Below are 12,619 nucleotides of genomic sequence, written 5' to 3' on the forward strand. Positions count from 1 at the left end.
TGTGGTGCGGCTCTTCAAACACTCCGGTCCACCATCACCTCAATCAACTTTGTCCCAGGCCGATTGAACGCCGACGACAGCGTCGGCTTCAACTCCGCGGGATCGGTGATCCTGATCGCCTCGAGCCCGAGCGACCGGCCGATGCCCGCAAAATCCACCGGGGGATCGACAAAATCCATGCCGATATAGTTGTCGTCGCCATGGAACGAGAGCAGCCGCTGCTTGATGATGCGGTAGCCGCCATTGTTGACGATCACCACCGACAGCGGCAGTTTGTGATGCGCGGCGGTCCAGAGCGCCTGGATCGAATACATCGCGCTGCCGTCGCCGGAGTAGCACACGACCGGCCGGTTCGGATTGGCGAGGCTGACGCCGACCGAGGCCGGCACGCCCCAGCCAATGCCGCCTGATGCCAGCGCGTGATAGCCGTAGCGGTCGCGATGCGGCCGAAGTGCCGGAATCTGGCGCGAGGAGGTGAGCCCTTCGTCGACCAGAATCGCGCTGTCGGGCATGGCCTCGACGACTTGCAGCGCGAGGAAATCGGGATCGATCGGGGATTTGCCTTTGGCCTTGGCAATCTCCTCCGCAAGCACCGCGCGCTTCGCGCTCCAATTCCGGGGTGCGAGCTCGGCAAGGCTCTGCTTGGCGCGAGCTTCCAATGCGCTGCCGCCGGCCTCCCTCAACACCGGCAGCAGCGCGCGCAAGGTCTCCTTCACGTCGGCTTTCAGCGCGATCTCCACGCCGTAGTTCTTGGCGAGATCCCATTCGACGAGGCCGATCTGCACGATGGCAAGCCCCTCCGGCATCGGATCGGTCTCGCTATGCACCGACATGCGCAGGGGATCGGCGCCCAGCACGATCATGAGATCGTAAGGCGATAATACCTCGCGCACCTGTTTCTGCAGGCGCGACAGGCCGCCCATGAAGCTCGGGCTTTCCGAGAGGAAATGCGCGCCGTAAGCCACCGATTGCTGATAGGCCGGACAGCCGAGCGTTGCCGCAAGCGCGGCGGCCTCCTCCAGTGCATCGCTCTTGACGATCTCATCGCCCGCGATGATCACGGGGCGCTGCGCTTTCAGGATGCGCTGCGCCAGCGCCTGCAGGGTCTCGTCGGAGGGGCGCACGCGGGTATCGACGCGCGTGGAGCGGCCGAGTTCGATGCCGGCCTCCGAATTGAGAATGTCACCCGGCAGCGAGATGAACACCGGCCCCGTCGGCGGTGTGGTCGCGACCTTGGCAGCGCGGCGCACGATGCGCGGCAGATCCTCCAGCCGCGTCACCTCGACCGCCCATTTCACCAAGGGCTCGGCCATGCGCACCAACGGGCCATAGAGCAACGGCTCCGTCAATCCATGGCCCTGCTCCTGCTGGCCGGCGGTGAGGATCATCGGCGTGCCCGTAAACTGGGCGTTGTAGAGCGAGCCCATCGCGTTGCCGAGGCCCGGCGCGACATGGACGTTGCAGGCCACAAGCTTGCCCGAGGCGCGCGAAAAGCCGTCGGCGATGGCGACCACAAGGCTCTCCTGCATCGCCATGACGTAAGTGAGGTCGGGATGGTCCTTCAGCGCGTGCATGATCGGCAGCTCTGTGGTGCCGGGATTGCCGAACAGGTGCGTGATGCCCTCGTCCTTGAGCAAGGCGAGAAACGCCGACCGACCGGTGATACGATTCTTCATGTTTCCTCCCACCCGCGGCCGTTCTCGCGCGGTGCGCGCACATGACCAAACTTCACCCGGTGAGGCAATGAAGCGCGCTCATGGCTGACCTGCGAGTTCGGGGTCTCATGGTTCGAGACGCGCGGCCCTGCCGCGCTCCTCACCATGAGGGTCTAAGACTGGAGCAACACCTAAAGACCTCATCCTGAGGAGCGGCCGCCAGGCCGCGTCTCGAAGGATGGGCCACGACAAGGCCGCCGCCACGCATTCCGCAAAACTGCCGGTGAGTTTACGCCTCCTCGCGCGCGAGCTCGAAGGGATCCTCGCCGGCCGAACGCCGCTTCTTTTTCGAGCGCTGCCAGACCACGCCCGGAAAGCCCTTGAGCGGCACCAAGGGCTCGCCGGTATAGGCCCATTCCTGCAGCTCCTCGATCGCGATGTGATAGAGCGGCTGCCGCCCGGTGCGCCCCGAAAACAGCGCGCGTGGGATGTTGACCATGTGCGGCGAGCGGGCGCGTTCGTAGAGCAGGGGCGTGCCGCACTGCGTGCAGAAGCTGCGTACGGTGCTGGTCGCCTTGTCCTCGTAGCGTGAGATCGCCCCCTCGCCCTTGGTAATACGGAAGCGTTTGCGCCAGCTACCGACATAGGTGGCATAGGCCGCGCCATGCGCGCGACGACTTGCGGCGGAGTGATCATGCCAGGCCCAGCGCGCCGGCACGTCGATTTCGAAGGCCACCTTGCCGCACAGGCATTGACCCTTTGCGAGTCCGGCTGGTGATGTGGGTTTTGTCATGCGCCCTCGCTATACGTTGCCGTCATTGCGAGCGAAGCGAAGCGATCCAGACTAGCGTCCGCGGAAACAGTTTGGATTGCTTCGTCGCTTCGCTCCTCGCGATGACGATAACGTTACGCCGGCTCCAGCTCGTCATACACCGGATAATCGGTATATCCCGCCTCCTCGCCGCCATAAAAGGTCGCGCGATTGTAGGGCGTGATCGGAAAGCCGTGGCGCAAGCGGCGCGGCAGATCGGGGTTGGAGATGAAGATGCGGCCGAAGGCGATCGCATCCGCGTGCCGCTCCGCAATCGCAGCATTCGCCGTCTCGCCGGTAAAGCCGCCGGCGCCAATCAACACGCCGCTCCAGAGCGGGCGGAACAGCACCATGGCGGACGGCACGTTCTGCCAGTTGACCTCGGCACGGCCCGCGCCGCTCGAGCGCGGCTCGATCAGATGCAGATAGGCCAGCCCAAGCTTGTCGAGCGATCCGGTCACGTAGCTGTAGAGCGGCATCGGATCCGGCTCGCCGGAATCGTTGGCGATGCCGTAGGGCGACAGCCGCACGCCGACGCGGTCCGCACCCCATACCTCGATGGCGGCCTCGGTGACCTCCAGCAGGAGCCGCGCGCGATTCTCGATCGAGCCGCCATATTGATCGCTGCGCTGGTTGGTGCGCGATTGCAGGAACTGCTCGAGCAGATAGCCGTTGGCGCCGTGGATCTCGACGCCATCAAAGCCGGCGGCAAGCGCGTTGCGCGCGGCCTGCCGAAAGGCGGCAATGATGCCGGGGATTTCGTCGGTCTCAAGCGCCCGCGGGGTTTCATAGGTGGTCGGCTTACCGTCCGCGGTCATGGTCTTGTATTCGGTCGAAATCGCGACCGCCGACGGCGCGACCGGCAACGCTCCATTCGGCTGGAACGAGGAGTGCGAGACGCGTCCGACATGCCAGAGCTGGAGGAAGATGACGCCGCCCTTGGCGTGAACGGCATCGACGACGCTGCGCCAACCCGCAATCTGCGCTTCCGTGTAGATGCCGGGCACGCCGGGATTGCCGAAGCCCGTTGCCGCCACGGGCGAGGCTTCCGCCACGATCAATCCGCCGGGCGTGGCGCGCTGTCCATAATATGACGCGTTCAGCGCGCGCGGCGCGAGCGAGGGTTTCGCCGCGCGCATCCGCGTCAACGGCGCCATCACCACGCGGTGCTCGAGTTGGTAGGGACCGATCTTGAGCGGTGAAAACAAGTGAGGGAATTTCATTTCTGCCCCGAGGTCTGCTTAGAGGAAAGTCGACATCCTATTCGAATCATAAAATGAAGGAGTGGCCGTCCGAAAGGACGGCCACTCCCGCTAATTGCGCCTTCTCCCTCTCCCCGTCCTTACGATAGGGCTATCGCATATGCGGATCACGCTGCAGGTTCGGTGCGCCTTATCTGGTCGGTCGGCCCACAAGCTCGTCATGCCCGGCCTTGTGCCGGGCATGACGATGCGGAAACATCACCGCAAAAATCAGACGGCACCATATGCGATAGCCCCTGCCGCAAACGGGGAGAGGTTAATATCAAGCCGTCTTGATCCAGACCGCCTTGACGTTGAGATACTCTTCCAGATGCTGCTTGCCGGACTCCCGGCCATAGCCGCTCATCTTGTAGCCGCCGAAGGGCACCGCCGGATCCATCGCCTGGTAGCAGTTCACCCAGACCGAGCCGGCGCGCAGCGCCTTGGAGACGTGGTGCGCCTTGGCGACGTCCCGCGTCCACACGCCGCTGCCGAGGCCGAAGGTGGTCGCATTGGCCCGGCGGATCAACTCGTCCATGTCCTTGAATTTGATCGCCGAGATGACGGGGCCGAAAATTTCCTCCTGCGCGATGCGCATGTTGTCCTGCACATTCGCAAACACCGTCGGCTGGACGAAATAGCCCTTCGCCAGCGGCCCCTCGGTCACGCGCGCGCCGCCGGCGAGCGCCCTGGCGCCTTCCTTCTGGCCGATCGCGAGATAGCCGGTGACACGCTCGAGCTGCTGCTCGGACACCAAGGGACCGATCTGCGTGTTGGGATCGAGCCCGTTGCCGACCTGCAGCTTCCTGCCGAATTCGGCGACGCGGCCAACGAACTCGTCATAGATCTTTTCCTCCACGAACAACCGCGTGCCGGCGCTGCAGATCTGGCCAGAATTGGCGAACACCGCCATGGATGCGCCGGGCACCGCCGCATCGAGATCGGCGTCCGCGAACACGATATCAGGCGATTTGCCGCCGAGCTCGAGCGAGACGCGCTTGAGATTGCCGGCGGATGCGCGGACGATCGATTGTCCGGTGATGTGCGAGCCGGTGAACGCAACCTTGTCCACGTCCGGATGCGCCGCGAGCGCCGCGCCCGCGGTTTCGCCGAAGCCCGGCACCACATTGACCACACCAGGCGGAACGCCGGCTTCCAGCGCAAGCTCCGCGAGCCGCAGCGAGGTCAGCGGCGCTTCCTCGGCGGGTTTGAGCACCACCGTGCAGCCGGTCGCGATCGCGGGGCCGATCTTCCACACGGTTGCCGCCAGCGGCCCGTTCCACGGAATGATGGCGCCGACCACGCCGACCGGTTCCTTCAGCGTGTAGGAGAAGATCTCTCCGGGCAGCGAGTTCTCGATCGTCTCGCCGTGCAGCGAGGTGGCCTGGCCGGCATAGTAACGCAGCATGCCGAGCACGCGGAGCTTATTCCCGCGAGTCCGGCTGATCGGCGCGCCCATGTCGAGCGTATCGAGCTGCGACAGCTCCTCGAAATTCTTCTCGACGAGCTCGGCAAGCTTCAACAGCAGGTTCTGCCGCTCGAATGGCTTTACCTTGCTCCACGGGCCCTCGAAGGCGCGGCGGGCGGCAGCGACCGCGCGGTTGATATCCTCCGCATCGCCTTCGGCGACGGTCGCGAGCAACTCACCGGTGGCGGGATTGAGCGTTTCGAATCTCTTGCCGGAGGCGGCATCGACCCATTTGCCGTCGATCAGCATCTTCTTGTAGGAACCATCCGCAAAGGGATGGCGCGTGATCGGAACAGCCTGTGACACGGCCATAGTCTCTCTCCCTTTTGTCGCTTGATCTCGTATGAGTTGATTTAGTTGTTGATTGAGTTGATGTCGATCGCTTGCGCGGACCGTTATAAATGAAAATCTACAGCGGCAAATTTATGCCGTAAAGCTGACAGGACGACGCGCCGCGCGAAGACCTCCCATGCTTGCGCGTAGGTGGTTTGCACGGCGCGCACGACTTAGCTCGAAGCTCGATCGATCACAGGAGACCTCACGTGCCACATCCCGTGCTTGCTGCTGACAATGTTGCCGTGATTACCGGCGGCGCCTCCGGCATCGGCCTCGCCGCCGCGTTGGCCTTCGCGCGGCTTGGCATGAAGATCTGCATCGCAGATGTCGGCGACGCCCGGCTGCGTGAGGCCGAAACAAAACTGTCATCTATCGCCGGCGGTGGCGGCGCCAGCGTCATGGCGGTGGCGACAGATGTCGCAAACGCCGAGAGCGTGAAGCAACTGGAGGCCGCGGTGCGCCAGCGCTTCGGCGGCACCGATCTCTTGATGAACAATGCCGGCATCCAGCCCGGCAGCAAGATGTTCGACCCCTCGGACAATTGGCAGCGGATCATTGCAGTCAATTTGTGGGGCGTGATCCATGGCTCGCAAATCTTTGCCCCGCAGATGATCGAACGCGGCCGGCCCGGGCTCATCATCAACACCGGCTCCAAGCAGGGCATCACCACGCCGCCCGGCGACCCCGCCTACAATGTCTCCAAGACAGGCGTGAAGGCCTTCACCGAAGCGCTGCAGCACGAATTGCGCACCACGCCGAATTGCAAGATCAGCGCGCATCTTTTCATTCCCGGATTCGTGTTCACGCCGCTGTCGGCGCAGGGCCGCACGGAGAAGCCGGCCGCGGCCTGGACGCCGGAGCAGACGGTCGACTTCATGCTGCGAAGGCTGGAAGCCGGCGACTTCTATATTCTCTGCCCGGACAATGACGTGCCGCGAAAACTCGATGAGCGCCGCATTCTGTGGGCGGCCGGAGACATCATCGAAAATCGCCCCGCGCTGTCACGCTGGCACCCGGATTATGCGGAGAAGTTTGCCGCCTTTGTGAAGGGCACATAGGTCCTGCCTGGCGAAAGCCAGACATGCCGCGAAATCTATCCGTGGTATTCGCTGGCAGACATTCATCGCAATACGCCGGCCTGTGGTTATGGGTCCCGGATCTGCGCTTCGCTTGTCCGGGACGACGTGCGGCTTAATCCACCAGTGAAATTTCGAGCGGCCTGCGCCGTGCTTGCGAGCGAAGCGGTTGCTGCGACGTCGCTCGCCCCAACGCGAATTTGAATTTTTGTTTAGTGAGTCTCGCGCCGAGTTGAGCGGCGAACACGGGCAATCCTGACGCGCCATCGCCATCTGCAAGACGTCCGAGACGACGTGGTTGGGAGCGAAAATCCTTGGACGGAGAATGATGATGTTACGCAAGAAACTCTTCGCGTTGTTTGCCGTTGCCGCCGTTGGCCTGGCATCGCCGACGATAGCGCTTGCGCGTGGCGGCGGTGGTGGTGGCGGTCATGGCGGTGGAGGCTTTGGCGGTGGCGGCTTTGGTGGTGGCGGCTTCCATGGCGGCGGCGGCGGTTTTGGCGGCGGATTTCATGGCGGCGGCTTCGGCGGTGGATTTCACGGTGGCGGCTTTGCAGGTGGCTTCCGTTCCGGCGGCTTTGCCGGCGTGCATCCGGGCGTCGTTGGCGGCATGGCGGCAGCCGGCGCCATTCACGCAGGCGGCTTCGATCATGGATTCCACGATCACGGATTTCATGGTCGCGATTTCGCCCACCGCCGCTTCGTAGGCCTGGGATACGGCTTTTATCCCTACGACTATTACGACGACTACGCCTACGACTATCCGTACGGCTACTACGACGATACGTATTCCGACAACGGCAGTTGTTACGTCGTGCAGCGGCGCGTGCACACGACAGCCGGCTGGCGCCTGCGGCCCGTTGAGGTGTGCGGCTAGACGACTCATAGCCCGCATGAGCGGAGCGACATGCGGGTAACCCCAGAGGTGTCGCTGCGTTCACCCGGGCTGCCGCTGAGCGCGTGGAGAATCGCCCTCACCCCCTTCGCATCTTTCGATGCATGCGACCTGCCCCCGCAAGTGGGGCGCGGGCTTAACGAACCGATCGACCGAAGCCACAGCTCCCGAGCCCGATCACTTCCGCTTGATATGAAGGCTACCTACACAGTTTGACTTTGTAGTTATCCTTCATATCTGCTAGTCAGGCAGCATGAGCAAACGCAAAGCGGAACCTGCTTCCTCGCCGGCGGAGGCGCTCGCTTCGGAGCTGGCTGGGCTGTTCGGCAAGCTGAAGCGCCGGCTGCGCGAGCAGGCCTCTGCTGGCGACCTCACGCCCTCGCAGATCGCCGTGCTGGTGCATCTCGACCGCGACGGCCCCGCCACGGTCAGCGCGCTGGCGCGGCTGGAAAGCGTCCGCCCGCAGTCCATGGGCGCCACCGTCGCCACCCTCGAAGCGTTAGGCCTGGTCAAAGGCTCTCCCGACCCCACCGACGGACGGCAGACGATCCTGTCTCTGACGCCGAGGTGCGAGGAGATGATCCGCAGCGGACGCGCCGCGCGTCATGAATGGCTGCTGCGCGCCATCCAATCAAAACTCACATTGCAGGAGCAGGCGCAGCTCAAGGCTGCGCTGCCCCTGCTCAATCGCATCGTCGAAACCGAGTAGATGGAGAACAAGATGGCGATAAGCACACTGGATCCCAACACCGCCTTGCTGGTCATCGACCTGCAGAAGGGCATCGCAGCGCTGCCGACCGCGCACCCGATGCGGGGCGTGATCGACAACGCGGCCATCTTGCTCGATGCGTTCCGCAGCCGCGATCTCCCCATCGTGCTGGTCAATGTCGACGCCCGCGCCCCCGGCCGCACCGAGCGCTCGTTCTCGACCCACGGCTTTCCCGCCGATTGGACCGATCTCGTGCCAGAGCTGAAGCAGCGGCCCGGCGATCATACCGTGACCAAGCGCACCTGGGGCGCTTTCACCAACACCGGCCTGGAACAACATCTGCGGCGACGCGGCGTTACGCAGGTGGTCGTGGCCGGCGTCGCCACCTCGGCTGGGGTCGAATCCACCGCACGGCACGCGTATGAGCTCGGCTTCCATGTCGCGCTCGCGGTCGATGCCATGACCGACATGGACAGCGAGGCACACCTCAACAGCGTGACGCGGGTTTTTCCCCGGATCGGCGAGACCGGCACGACACGCGAACTGATCGATCGGCTTGGCCCTCACGCATAAAGGAATGGCCCAGCCTTGAAAGGTCCGTTTCGTTCCCTGGCGAACGCCAATTATCGAATCTGGGCGGCGGGCGCGCTGATCTCGAACGTCGGCACCTGGATGCAGCGCACTGCCCAGGACTGGCTGGTGCTCACCGAGCTGACCCATCAGAACGCAGCCGCGGTCGGGATCGTGATGGGCCTTCAGTTCGGCCCGCAGATCCTGCTCCTGCCCCTCACCGGTTATGTTGCGGATCATTTCGATCGGCGCAAGCTCCTGTTCTGCACGCAAGCCGCCATGGGCGTGCTGGCGCTCGGCCTCGGACTTCTGGCCGTCACCGGCCTGGTCCAGCTCTGGCACGTCTATGTGTTTGCGTTTCTGCTGGGCTGCGCGGCCGCGTTCGATGCGCCGGTGCGCCAGGCCTTCGTCTCCGAGCTTGTCGAGGAGCGCTACCTGGCGAACGCGGTGGCGCTCAATTCGACCTCGTTCAATGCCGCGCGCATGATGGGACCGGCGATCGCCGGCGGCGTCATCGCGGCGGTCGGTTCGGGCTCTGTGTTTCTGGTCAATGCCGTCTCGTTCCTGGCGGTGCTGAGCTCGCTCGCCTTCCTGCGCCTGGAGGGACCTGCGCGCGGCCATCGCCTCTCCGCTTCGCGCGGCGGCTTCGCCGACGGCTTTCGCTACGTCTTGCGGCGCCCTGATCTGCGGGTCGTCCTGCTCATGCTGTTTCTGGTCGGCACGTTCGGACTGAATTTTCCGATCTTCATCTCGACCATGGCAGTGAGCGTGTTTCACGTCGGCGCCGGCCAGTACGGGCTGCTGACGTCGATGATGGCGGCCGGCTCCGTCAGCGGCGCGCTGCTCGCCGCGACACGCGCGCGGCCCGGCCTGCCGCTGCTGCTGACCGCCGCAGCCATGTTCGGCCTGACCTGCGCGGCCGCAGCCGCCGCGCCGAGCTATCTCGCCTTCGGCCTCACCCTGTTCACGATCGGCCTCGCCGCCCAGACCTTCACCACCTCGACCAACAGCCTGGCGCAGATCTCCACCGAGCCTCACATGCGCGGCCGCGTGATCGCGATCGTGCTTGCGATTGCGCTCGGCGGCACGCCGATCGGCGCACCGATCGTGGGCTGGATCGCCAGCACTCTCGGACCGCGCTGGGCGCTCTGCGTCGGCGCAGCGTCCGGCCTCATGGCCGCTGCCGTGGCCGGGCTTTACCTCGCCGAACGCCGCCGTCCCAATCCGGATACCGGGCCGGCTTGAGCCGGTCGAGCGCGCCCCTTGCCTACCAAAGCGTCGGCGCGCACCCATATAGAGGGGCCGGTGAGAAGAACGGTCGTTTGATGACTCAGCTCGCGCTCTTTGAACAAGAACACGCGGCCGGTCCGCAAGGGCTGCGCTATACGCCTGAATTCGTCTCTGCGGCAACCGAGCAGGCATTGATCGCGCGCATCGCCGAATTGCCGTTGAAGCCGTTTCAGTTCGGTGCGTTCGAAGGCCACCGTCGCGTCAAATCGTTCGGCTTCCGCTACGACTACACGGAACAACGGCTGGTCGAGGCGGAGCCGATCCCGCAATGGCTGCATGAGATCGCACGGGCGGTCGAGGCCTTTGGCGATTTGCCCGAGCACAGCGTGCGCCAGGTGCTCTGCACCGAATATGATCTCGGCGTCGGCATCGGCTGGCACCGCGACAAGCCGCATTTCGACAAGGTCTTCGGGCTCTCGCTGGGCTCGGCCTGCAAGTTCCGCCTTCGCCGCCGCAATGGCGAGACGTGGGAGCGGTTTACGCTGCAAGCCGAGCCGCGCTCGCTCTATCTGATGGACGGCGAGGCGCGGCGGATCTGGGAGCACAGCATCCCCGGCGTGGAGCAGCGCCGCTATTCGATCACTTTTCGCACGATGAAGCGTGACAGCGGCGCGCGGGGCTGAAGATTTCCCTCTTGCCTCTACGGCTGCCCGCCGAACAGATCATGCTGTTCGGGCGGATAGATCAGAGTGCCGTCGGCTTGAGGCCTTGCAGCCTCATTCATCCTTGCCTCTTCGACATGCCCGGGGCCGAGAATGTGCAACACCGTCTCGCCCGCCGCGAGCAGGTAATCGGTGATGATGCGGCGATGGCAGCGCCACCACACGGTTTCCGCGCACATGACGGCGCAGCGCTGCGCGTGGCCGCGTTCGCGCAAGTGCCTCAATCCCTCGCGAAACGGCTTGCTCATGGCATAGTCGGCGTAGTTGTGAAAACTCTCGTTTTCCCAATAGCCATTGAGGTGCGCAGGCACGGCGCGCTCGCGGCCGCGCAAACCGCCGAGCGCTGCCATGTGCTCATAGGCGATGGCGAGGGGCATCAGCGATTGCGGCAGGGTGTCCCGGTTGTATTGCGGATTGGTGCGCGAGCGCGGCACGGTGCGGACGTCGACGAGCAAGTTGACCTCGACGCTGCGCAAGAGATCGACGAACTCATGGAGAGGCCGGGTCCCGTGACCGATGGTGTAGAATGGATGCGGCATCCGCAAATCCAGCTTGTATGCGAAGGCGCTGCTCTCGTTGCGCCGATCGGGACGTCAATGCGCAAGATGCCGTAATGCCCGCCCCTTGTGTAGGGCGACATGATCGGTCTTGTCGCTCTTGATCTCGTATTGCGGGTCGTCGGGACTGGCGTGATGGACATAGCCCTTGTAGTTCACGTCCTTGGTGTGCACGCGCAGGATGGTGCCGCGCACGCGCCCCGCCTCGGAATTCCAGCTCACGTGATCGCCGACCTTGAATGTTCTCGCCATGAGGACACCCGTAACGAGACCGAGAGGCCCCCTACTCCAGCGGCACCCGCGATCATATAAGCGCGAACCGCGGCTTCCGGTTGCATGGCGAGCCCGGCGCCGCGGCACAGCCGGCCCGTCAATCGGCCTTGATGTCGGCGTCACGCACCACGGGAAGCCATTTGGCATCCTGGCCCTCGAGATAGGTCGTGAACTCCGCAGGCGTCATGATGACCGTCTCCGCGCCCAGCTTCTCGAATTTCTCCGCGACGGCCGGATCCTTCAGGATCGCTGCGGTCACCTCGTGCAGCCTCTCGATGACGGCGGCCGGGGTACCGGCGGGCGCGAACAGGCCGGTGAAGGACTGCGCGTCAAACGCGGCATAACCGAGTTCGGCGAAAGTGGGCACGTTCGGCAAGCTCGACAGCCGATGGGCGCTGGTCACGGCCAGCGCGCGGAGTGCTCCGCTCCTGATGTAAGGCAGCGCGACCGAGATATGGTCGAACGCGAATTGCACGTGCCCGGCGACGAGGTCGTTGGTTGCGGGCGCATTGCCGCGATATTGCACGATGGCCCATTTAACGCCGAGCGTCGACTGCGCGAGTTCGCCCAGGAGATGGTTGGTCGTGCCGGCGCCGGGAGAGGCCATCGTCACCTTGCCCTGCCGCTCGCGGGCGAGGGCAAAAAACTCCTTCGCCGTGCGGGCCTGCACGGAGGGATGCACCTCGAGCACCAGCGGCGTCATCGAGATCGTGGTGATGGGAATGAAATCCCGCTTCCATTGATAGGCATCGCGCTTGTTGATCTCCGGCGCGAACAACACCGGGCCGTTGGCGCTGACGAACAGGGTGTAGCCGTCATTGGCGGACTTCGCGAAGGCCTCGGCCGCAGCCAGCCCCTCGGAACCGGGCTTGTTTTCGACCGTGAACGGCTGGCCGAGGCGTTCCTGCAGCTTGCCGGCCAGAATCCGGGCGGCGCCATCGACATTGCCGCCGCGCGGATAGGGAACGATGATGCGAACATTGCGGGTCGGCCATTGCTCGGCCGCGGCCGGGGCGGCGAATGTTGCCGCGACGACAGCAAGCATGATGGCCAGAAACCTCATCGCATTCTCCGGA

At 64.4% G+C, this 12,619-nt stretch carries 13 protein-coding genes; 6 read left to right on the forward strand and 7 right to left on the reverse strand.

Going from position 1 to position 12,619, the window contains the following annotated elements; all coding sequences use genetic code 11:
• Positions 1 to 14 precede the first annotated feature (14 nt).
• The 4 genes from P6U23_RS36460 to P6U23_RS36475 form a co-directional block, all read right to left on the reverse strand.
• Positions 15 to 1,676: a thiamine pyrophosphate-binding protein gene (locus P6U23_RS36460; RefSeq protein ID WP_407177106.1), complete on the reverse strand. Its 1,662-nt coding sequence runs from the start codon at positions 1,674 to 1,676 to the stop codon at positions 15 to 17.
• Positions 1,677 to 1,944: 268 nt separating this feature from the next.
• Entirely contained in the window at positions 1,945 to 2,448 is a 504-nt protein-coding gene (locus P6U23_RS36465) for a GFA family protein (RefSeq protein ID WP_407177107.1), read from the reverse strand.
• Positions 2,449 to 2,561: 113 nt separating this feature from the next.
• Entirely contained in the window at positions 2,562 to 3,689 is a 1,128-nt protein-coding gene (locus P6U23_RS36470) for an alkene reductase (protein WP_407177108.1), read from the reverse strand.
• A gap of 301 nt (positions 3,690 to 3,990) precedes the next feature.
• Positions 3,991 to 5,487, reverse strand: a complete 1,497-nt coding sequence (locus tag P6U23_RS36475; RefSeq protein ID WP_407177109.1) for an aldehyde dehydrogenase family protein — start codon at positions 5,485 to 5,487, stop codon at positions 3,991 to 3,993.
• 230 nt (positions 5,488 to 5,717) lie between these two features.
• Here P6U23_RS36475 and P6U23_RS36480 point away from each other — a divergent pair, with 230 nt between their 5' ends.
• The 6 genes from P6U23_RS36480 to P6U23_RS36505 all read left to right on the forward strand — a co-directional run bounded on the left by P6U23_RS36480 (position 5,718) and on the right by P6U23_RS36505 (position 10,674).
• Positions 5,718 to 6,569 (forward strand): SDR family NAD(P)-dependent oxidoreductase, encoded by an 852-nt coding sequence (locus tag P6U23_RS36480; protein ID WP_407177110.1) that lies wholly within the window; start codon positions 5,718 to 5,720, stop codon positions 6,567 to 6,569.
• Positions 6,570 to 6,912: 343 nt separating this feature from the next.
• Positions 6,913 to 7,464, forward strand: coding sequence for a hypothetical protein (locus P6U23_RS36485; RefSeq protein ID WP_407177111.1), 552 nt, complete (start codon positions 6,913 to 6,915; stop codon positions 7,462 to 7,464).
• Between the two features lie 271 nt (positions 7,465 to 7,735).
• Positions 7,736 to 8,191 (forward strand): MarR family winged helix-turn-helix transcriptional regulator, encoded by a 456-nt coding sequence (locus P6U23_RS36490; RefSeq protein ID WP_407177112.1) that lies wholly within the window; start codon positions 7,736 to 7,738, stop codon positions 8,189 to 8,191.
• Positions 8,192 to 8,203: 12 nt separating this feature from the next.
• Complete coding sequence (locus P6U23_RS36495; RefSeq protein ID WP_407177113.1) at positions 8,204 to 8,764, forward strand: isochorismatase family protein; 561 nt, start codon at positions 8,204 to 8,206, stop codon at positions 8,762 to 8,764.
• 15 nt (positions 8,765 to 8,779) lie between these two features.
• Entirely contained in the window at positions 8,780 to 10,006 is a 1,227-nt protein-coding gene (locus P6U23_RS36500) for an MFS transporter (RefSeq protein ID WP_407177114.1), read from the forward strand.
• Positions 10,007 to 10,086: 80 nt separating this feature from the next.
• The gene (locus P6U23_RS36505; RefSeq protein ID WP_407177115.1) at positions 10,087 to 10,674 is read left to right on the forward strand and encodes an alpha-ketoglutarate-dependent dioxygenase AlkB; all 588 of its coding nucleotides are present in this window, start codon (positions 10,087 to 10,089) and stop codon (positions 10,672 to 10,674) included.
• Between the two features lie 17 nt (positions 10,675 to 10,691).
• Here the strand turns inward: P6U23_RS36505 and P6U23_RS36510 are convergent, their stop codons facing one another.
• From P6U23_RS36510 to P6U23_RS36520, 3 genes are all read right to left on the reverse strand, one after another.
• Entirely contained in the window at positions 10,692 to 11,252 is a 561-nt protein-coding gene (locus P6U23_RS36510; RefSeq protein ID WP_407177116.1) for a DUF488 family protein, read from the reverse strand.
• A gap of 54 nt (positions 11,253 to 11,306) precedes the next feature.
• A complete protein-coding gene (locus tag P6U23_RS36515; protein WP_407177117.1) occupies positions 11,307 to 11,522 on the reverse strand; it encodes a DUF2945 domain-containing protein in 216 nt (71 codons plus the stop codon).
• Positions 11,523 to 11,640: 118 nt separating this feature from the next.
• Complete coding sequence (locus P6U23_RS36520; RefSeq protein ID WP_407177118.1) at positions 11,641 to 12,606, reverse strand: Bug family tripartite tricarboxylate transporter substrate binding protein; 966 nt, start codon at positions 12,604 to 12,606, stop codon at positions 11,641 to 11,643.
• Between the last annotated feature and the right edge of the window lie 13 nt (positions 12,607 to 12,619).

It is taken from the genome of Bradyrhizobium sp. STM 3562 (assembly GCF_045571435.1).
Lineage (GTDB): Bacteria > Pseudomonadota > Alphaproteobacteria > Rhizobiales > Xanthobacteraceae > Bradyrhizobium.

What these genes read in the sequence shown, in the direction of transcription:
- P6U23_RS36520 (WP_407177118.1), bottom strand. Translation starts at nt 12,606, where the DNA reads ATGAGGTTTCTGGCCATCATGCTTGCTGTCGTCGCGGCAACATTCGCC.
- P6U23_RS36470 (WP_407177108.1), bottom strand. Translation starts at nt 3,689, where the DNA reads ATGAAATTCCCTCACTTGTTTTCACCGCTCAAGATCGGTCCCTACCAA.
- P6U23_RS36485 (WP_407177111.1), top strand. Translation starts at nt 6,913, where the DNA reads ATGATGATGTTACGCAAGAAACTCTTCGCGTTGTTTGCCGTTGCCGCC.
- P6U23_RS36465 (WP_407177107.1), bottom strand. Translation starts at nt 2,448, where the DNA reads ATGACAAAACCCACATCACCAGCCGGACTCGCAAAGGGTCAATGCCTG.
- P6U23_RS36490 (WP_407177112.1), top strand. Translation starts at nt 7,736, where the DNA reads ATGAGCAAACGCAAAGCGGAACCTGCTTCCTCGCCGGCGGAGGCGCTC.
- P6U23_RS36475 (WP_407177109.1), bottom strand. Translation starts at nt 5,487, where the DNA reads ATGGCCGTGTCACAGGCTGTTCCGATCACGCGCCATCCCTTTGCGGAT.
- P6U23_RS36460 (WP_407177106.1), bottom strand. Translation starts at nt 1,676, where the DNA reads ATGAAGAATCGTATCACCGGTCGGTCGGCGTTTCTCGCCTTGCTCAAG.
- P6U23_RS36505 (WP_407177115.1), top strand. Translation starts at nt 10,087, where the DNA reads ATGACTCAGCTCGCGCTCTTTGAACAAGAACACGCGGCCGGTCCGCAA.
- P6U23_RS36515 (WP_407177117.1), bottom strand. Translation starts at nt 11,522, where the DNA reads ATGGCGAGAACATTCAAGGTCGGCGATCACGTGAGCTGGAATTCCGAG.
- P6U23_RS36495 (WP_407177113.1), top strand. Translation starts at nt 8,204, where the DNA reads ATGGCGATAAGCACACTGGATCCCAACACCGCCTTGCTGGTCATCGAC.
- P6U23_RS36510 (WP_407177116.1), bottom strand. Translation starts at nt 11,252, where the DNA reads ATGCCGCATCCATTCTACACCATCGGTCACGGGACCCGGCCTCTCCAT.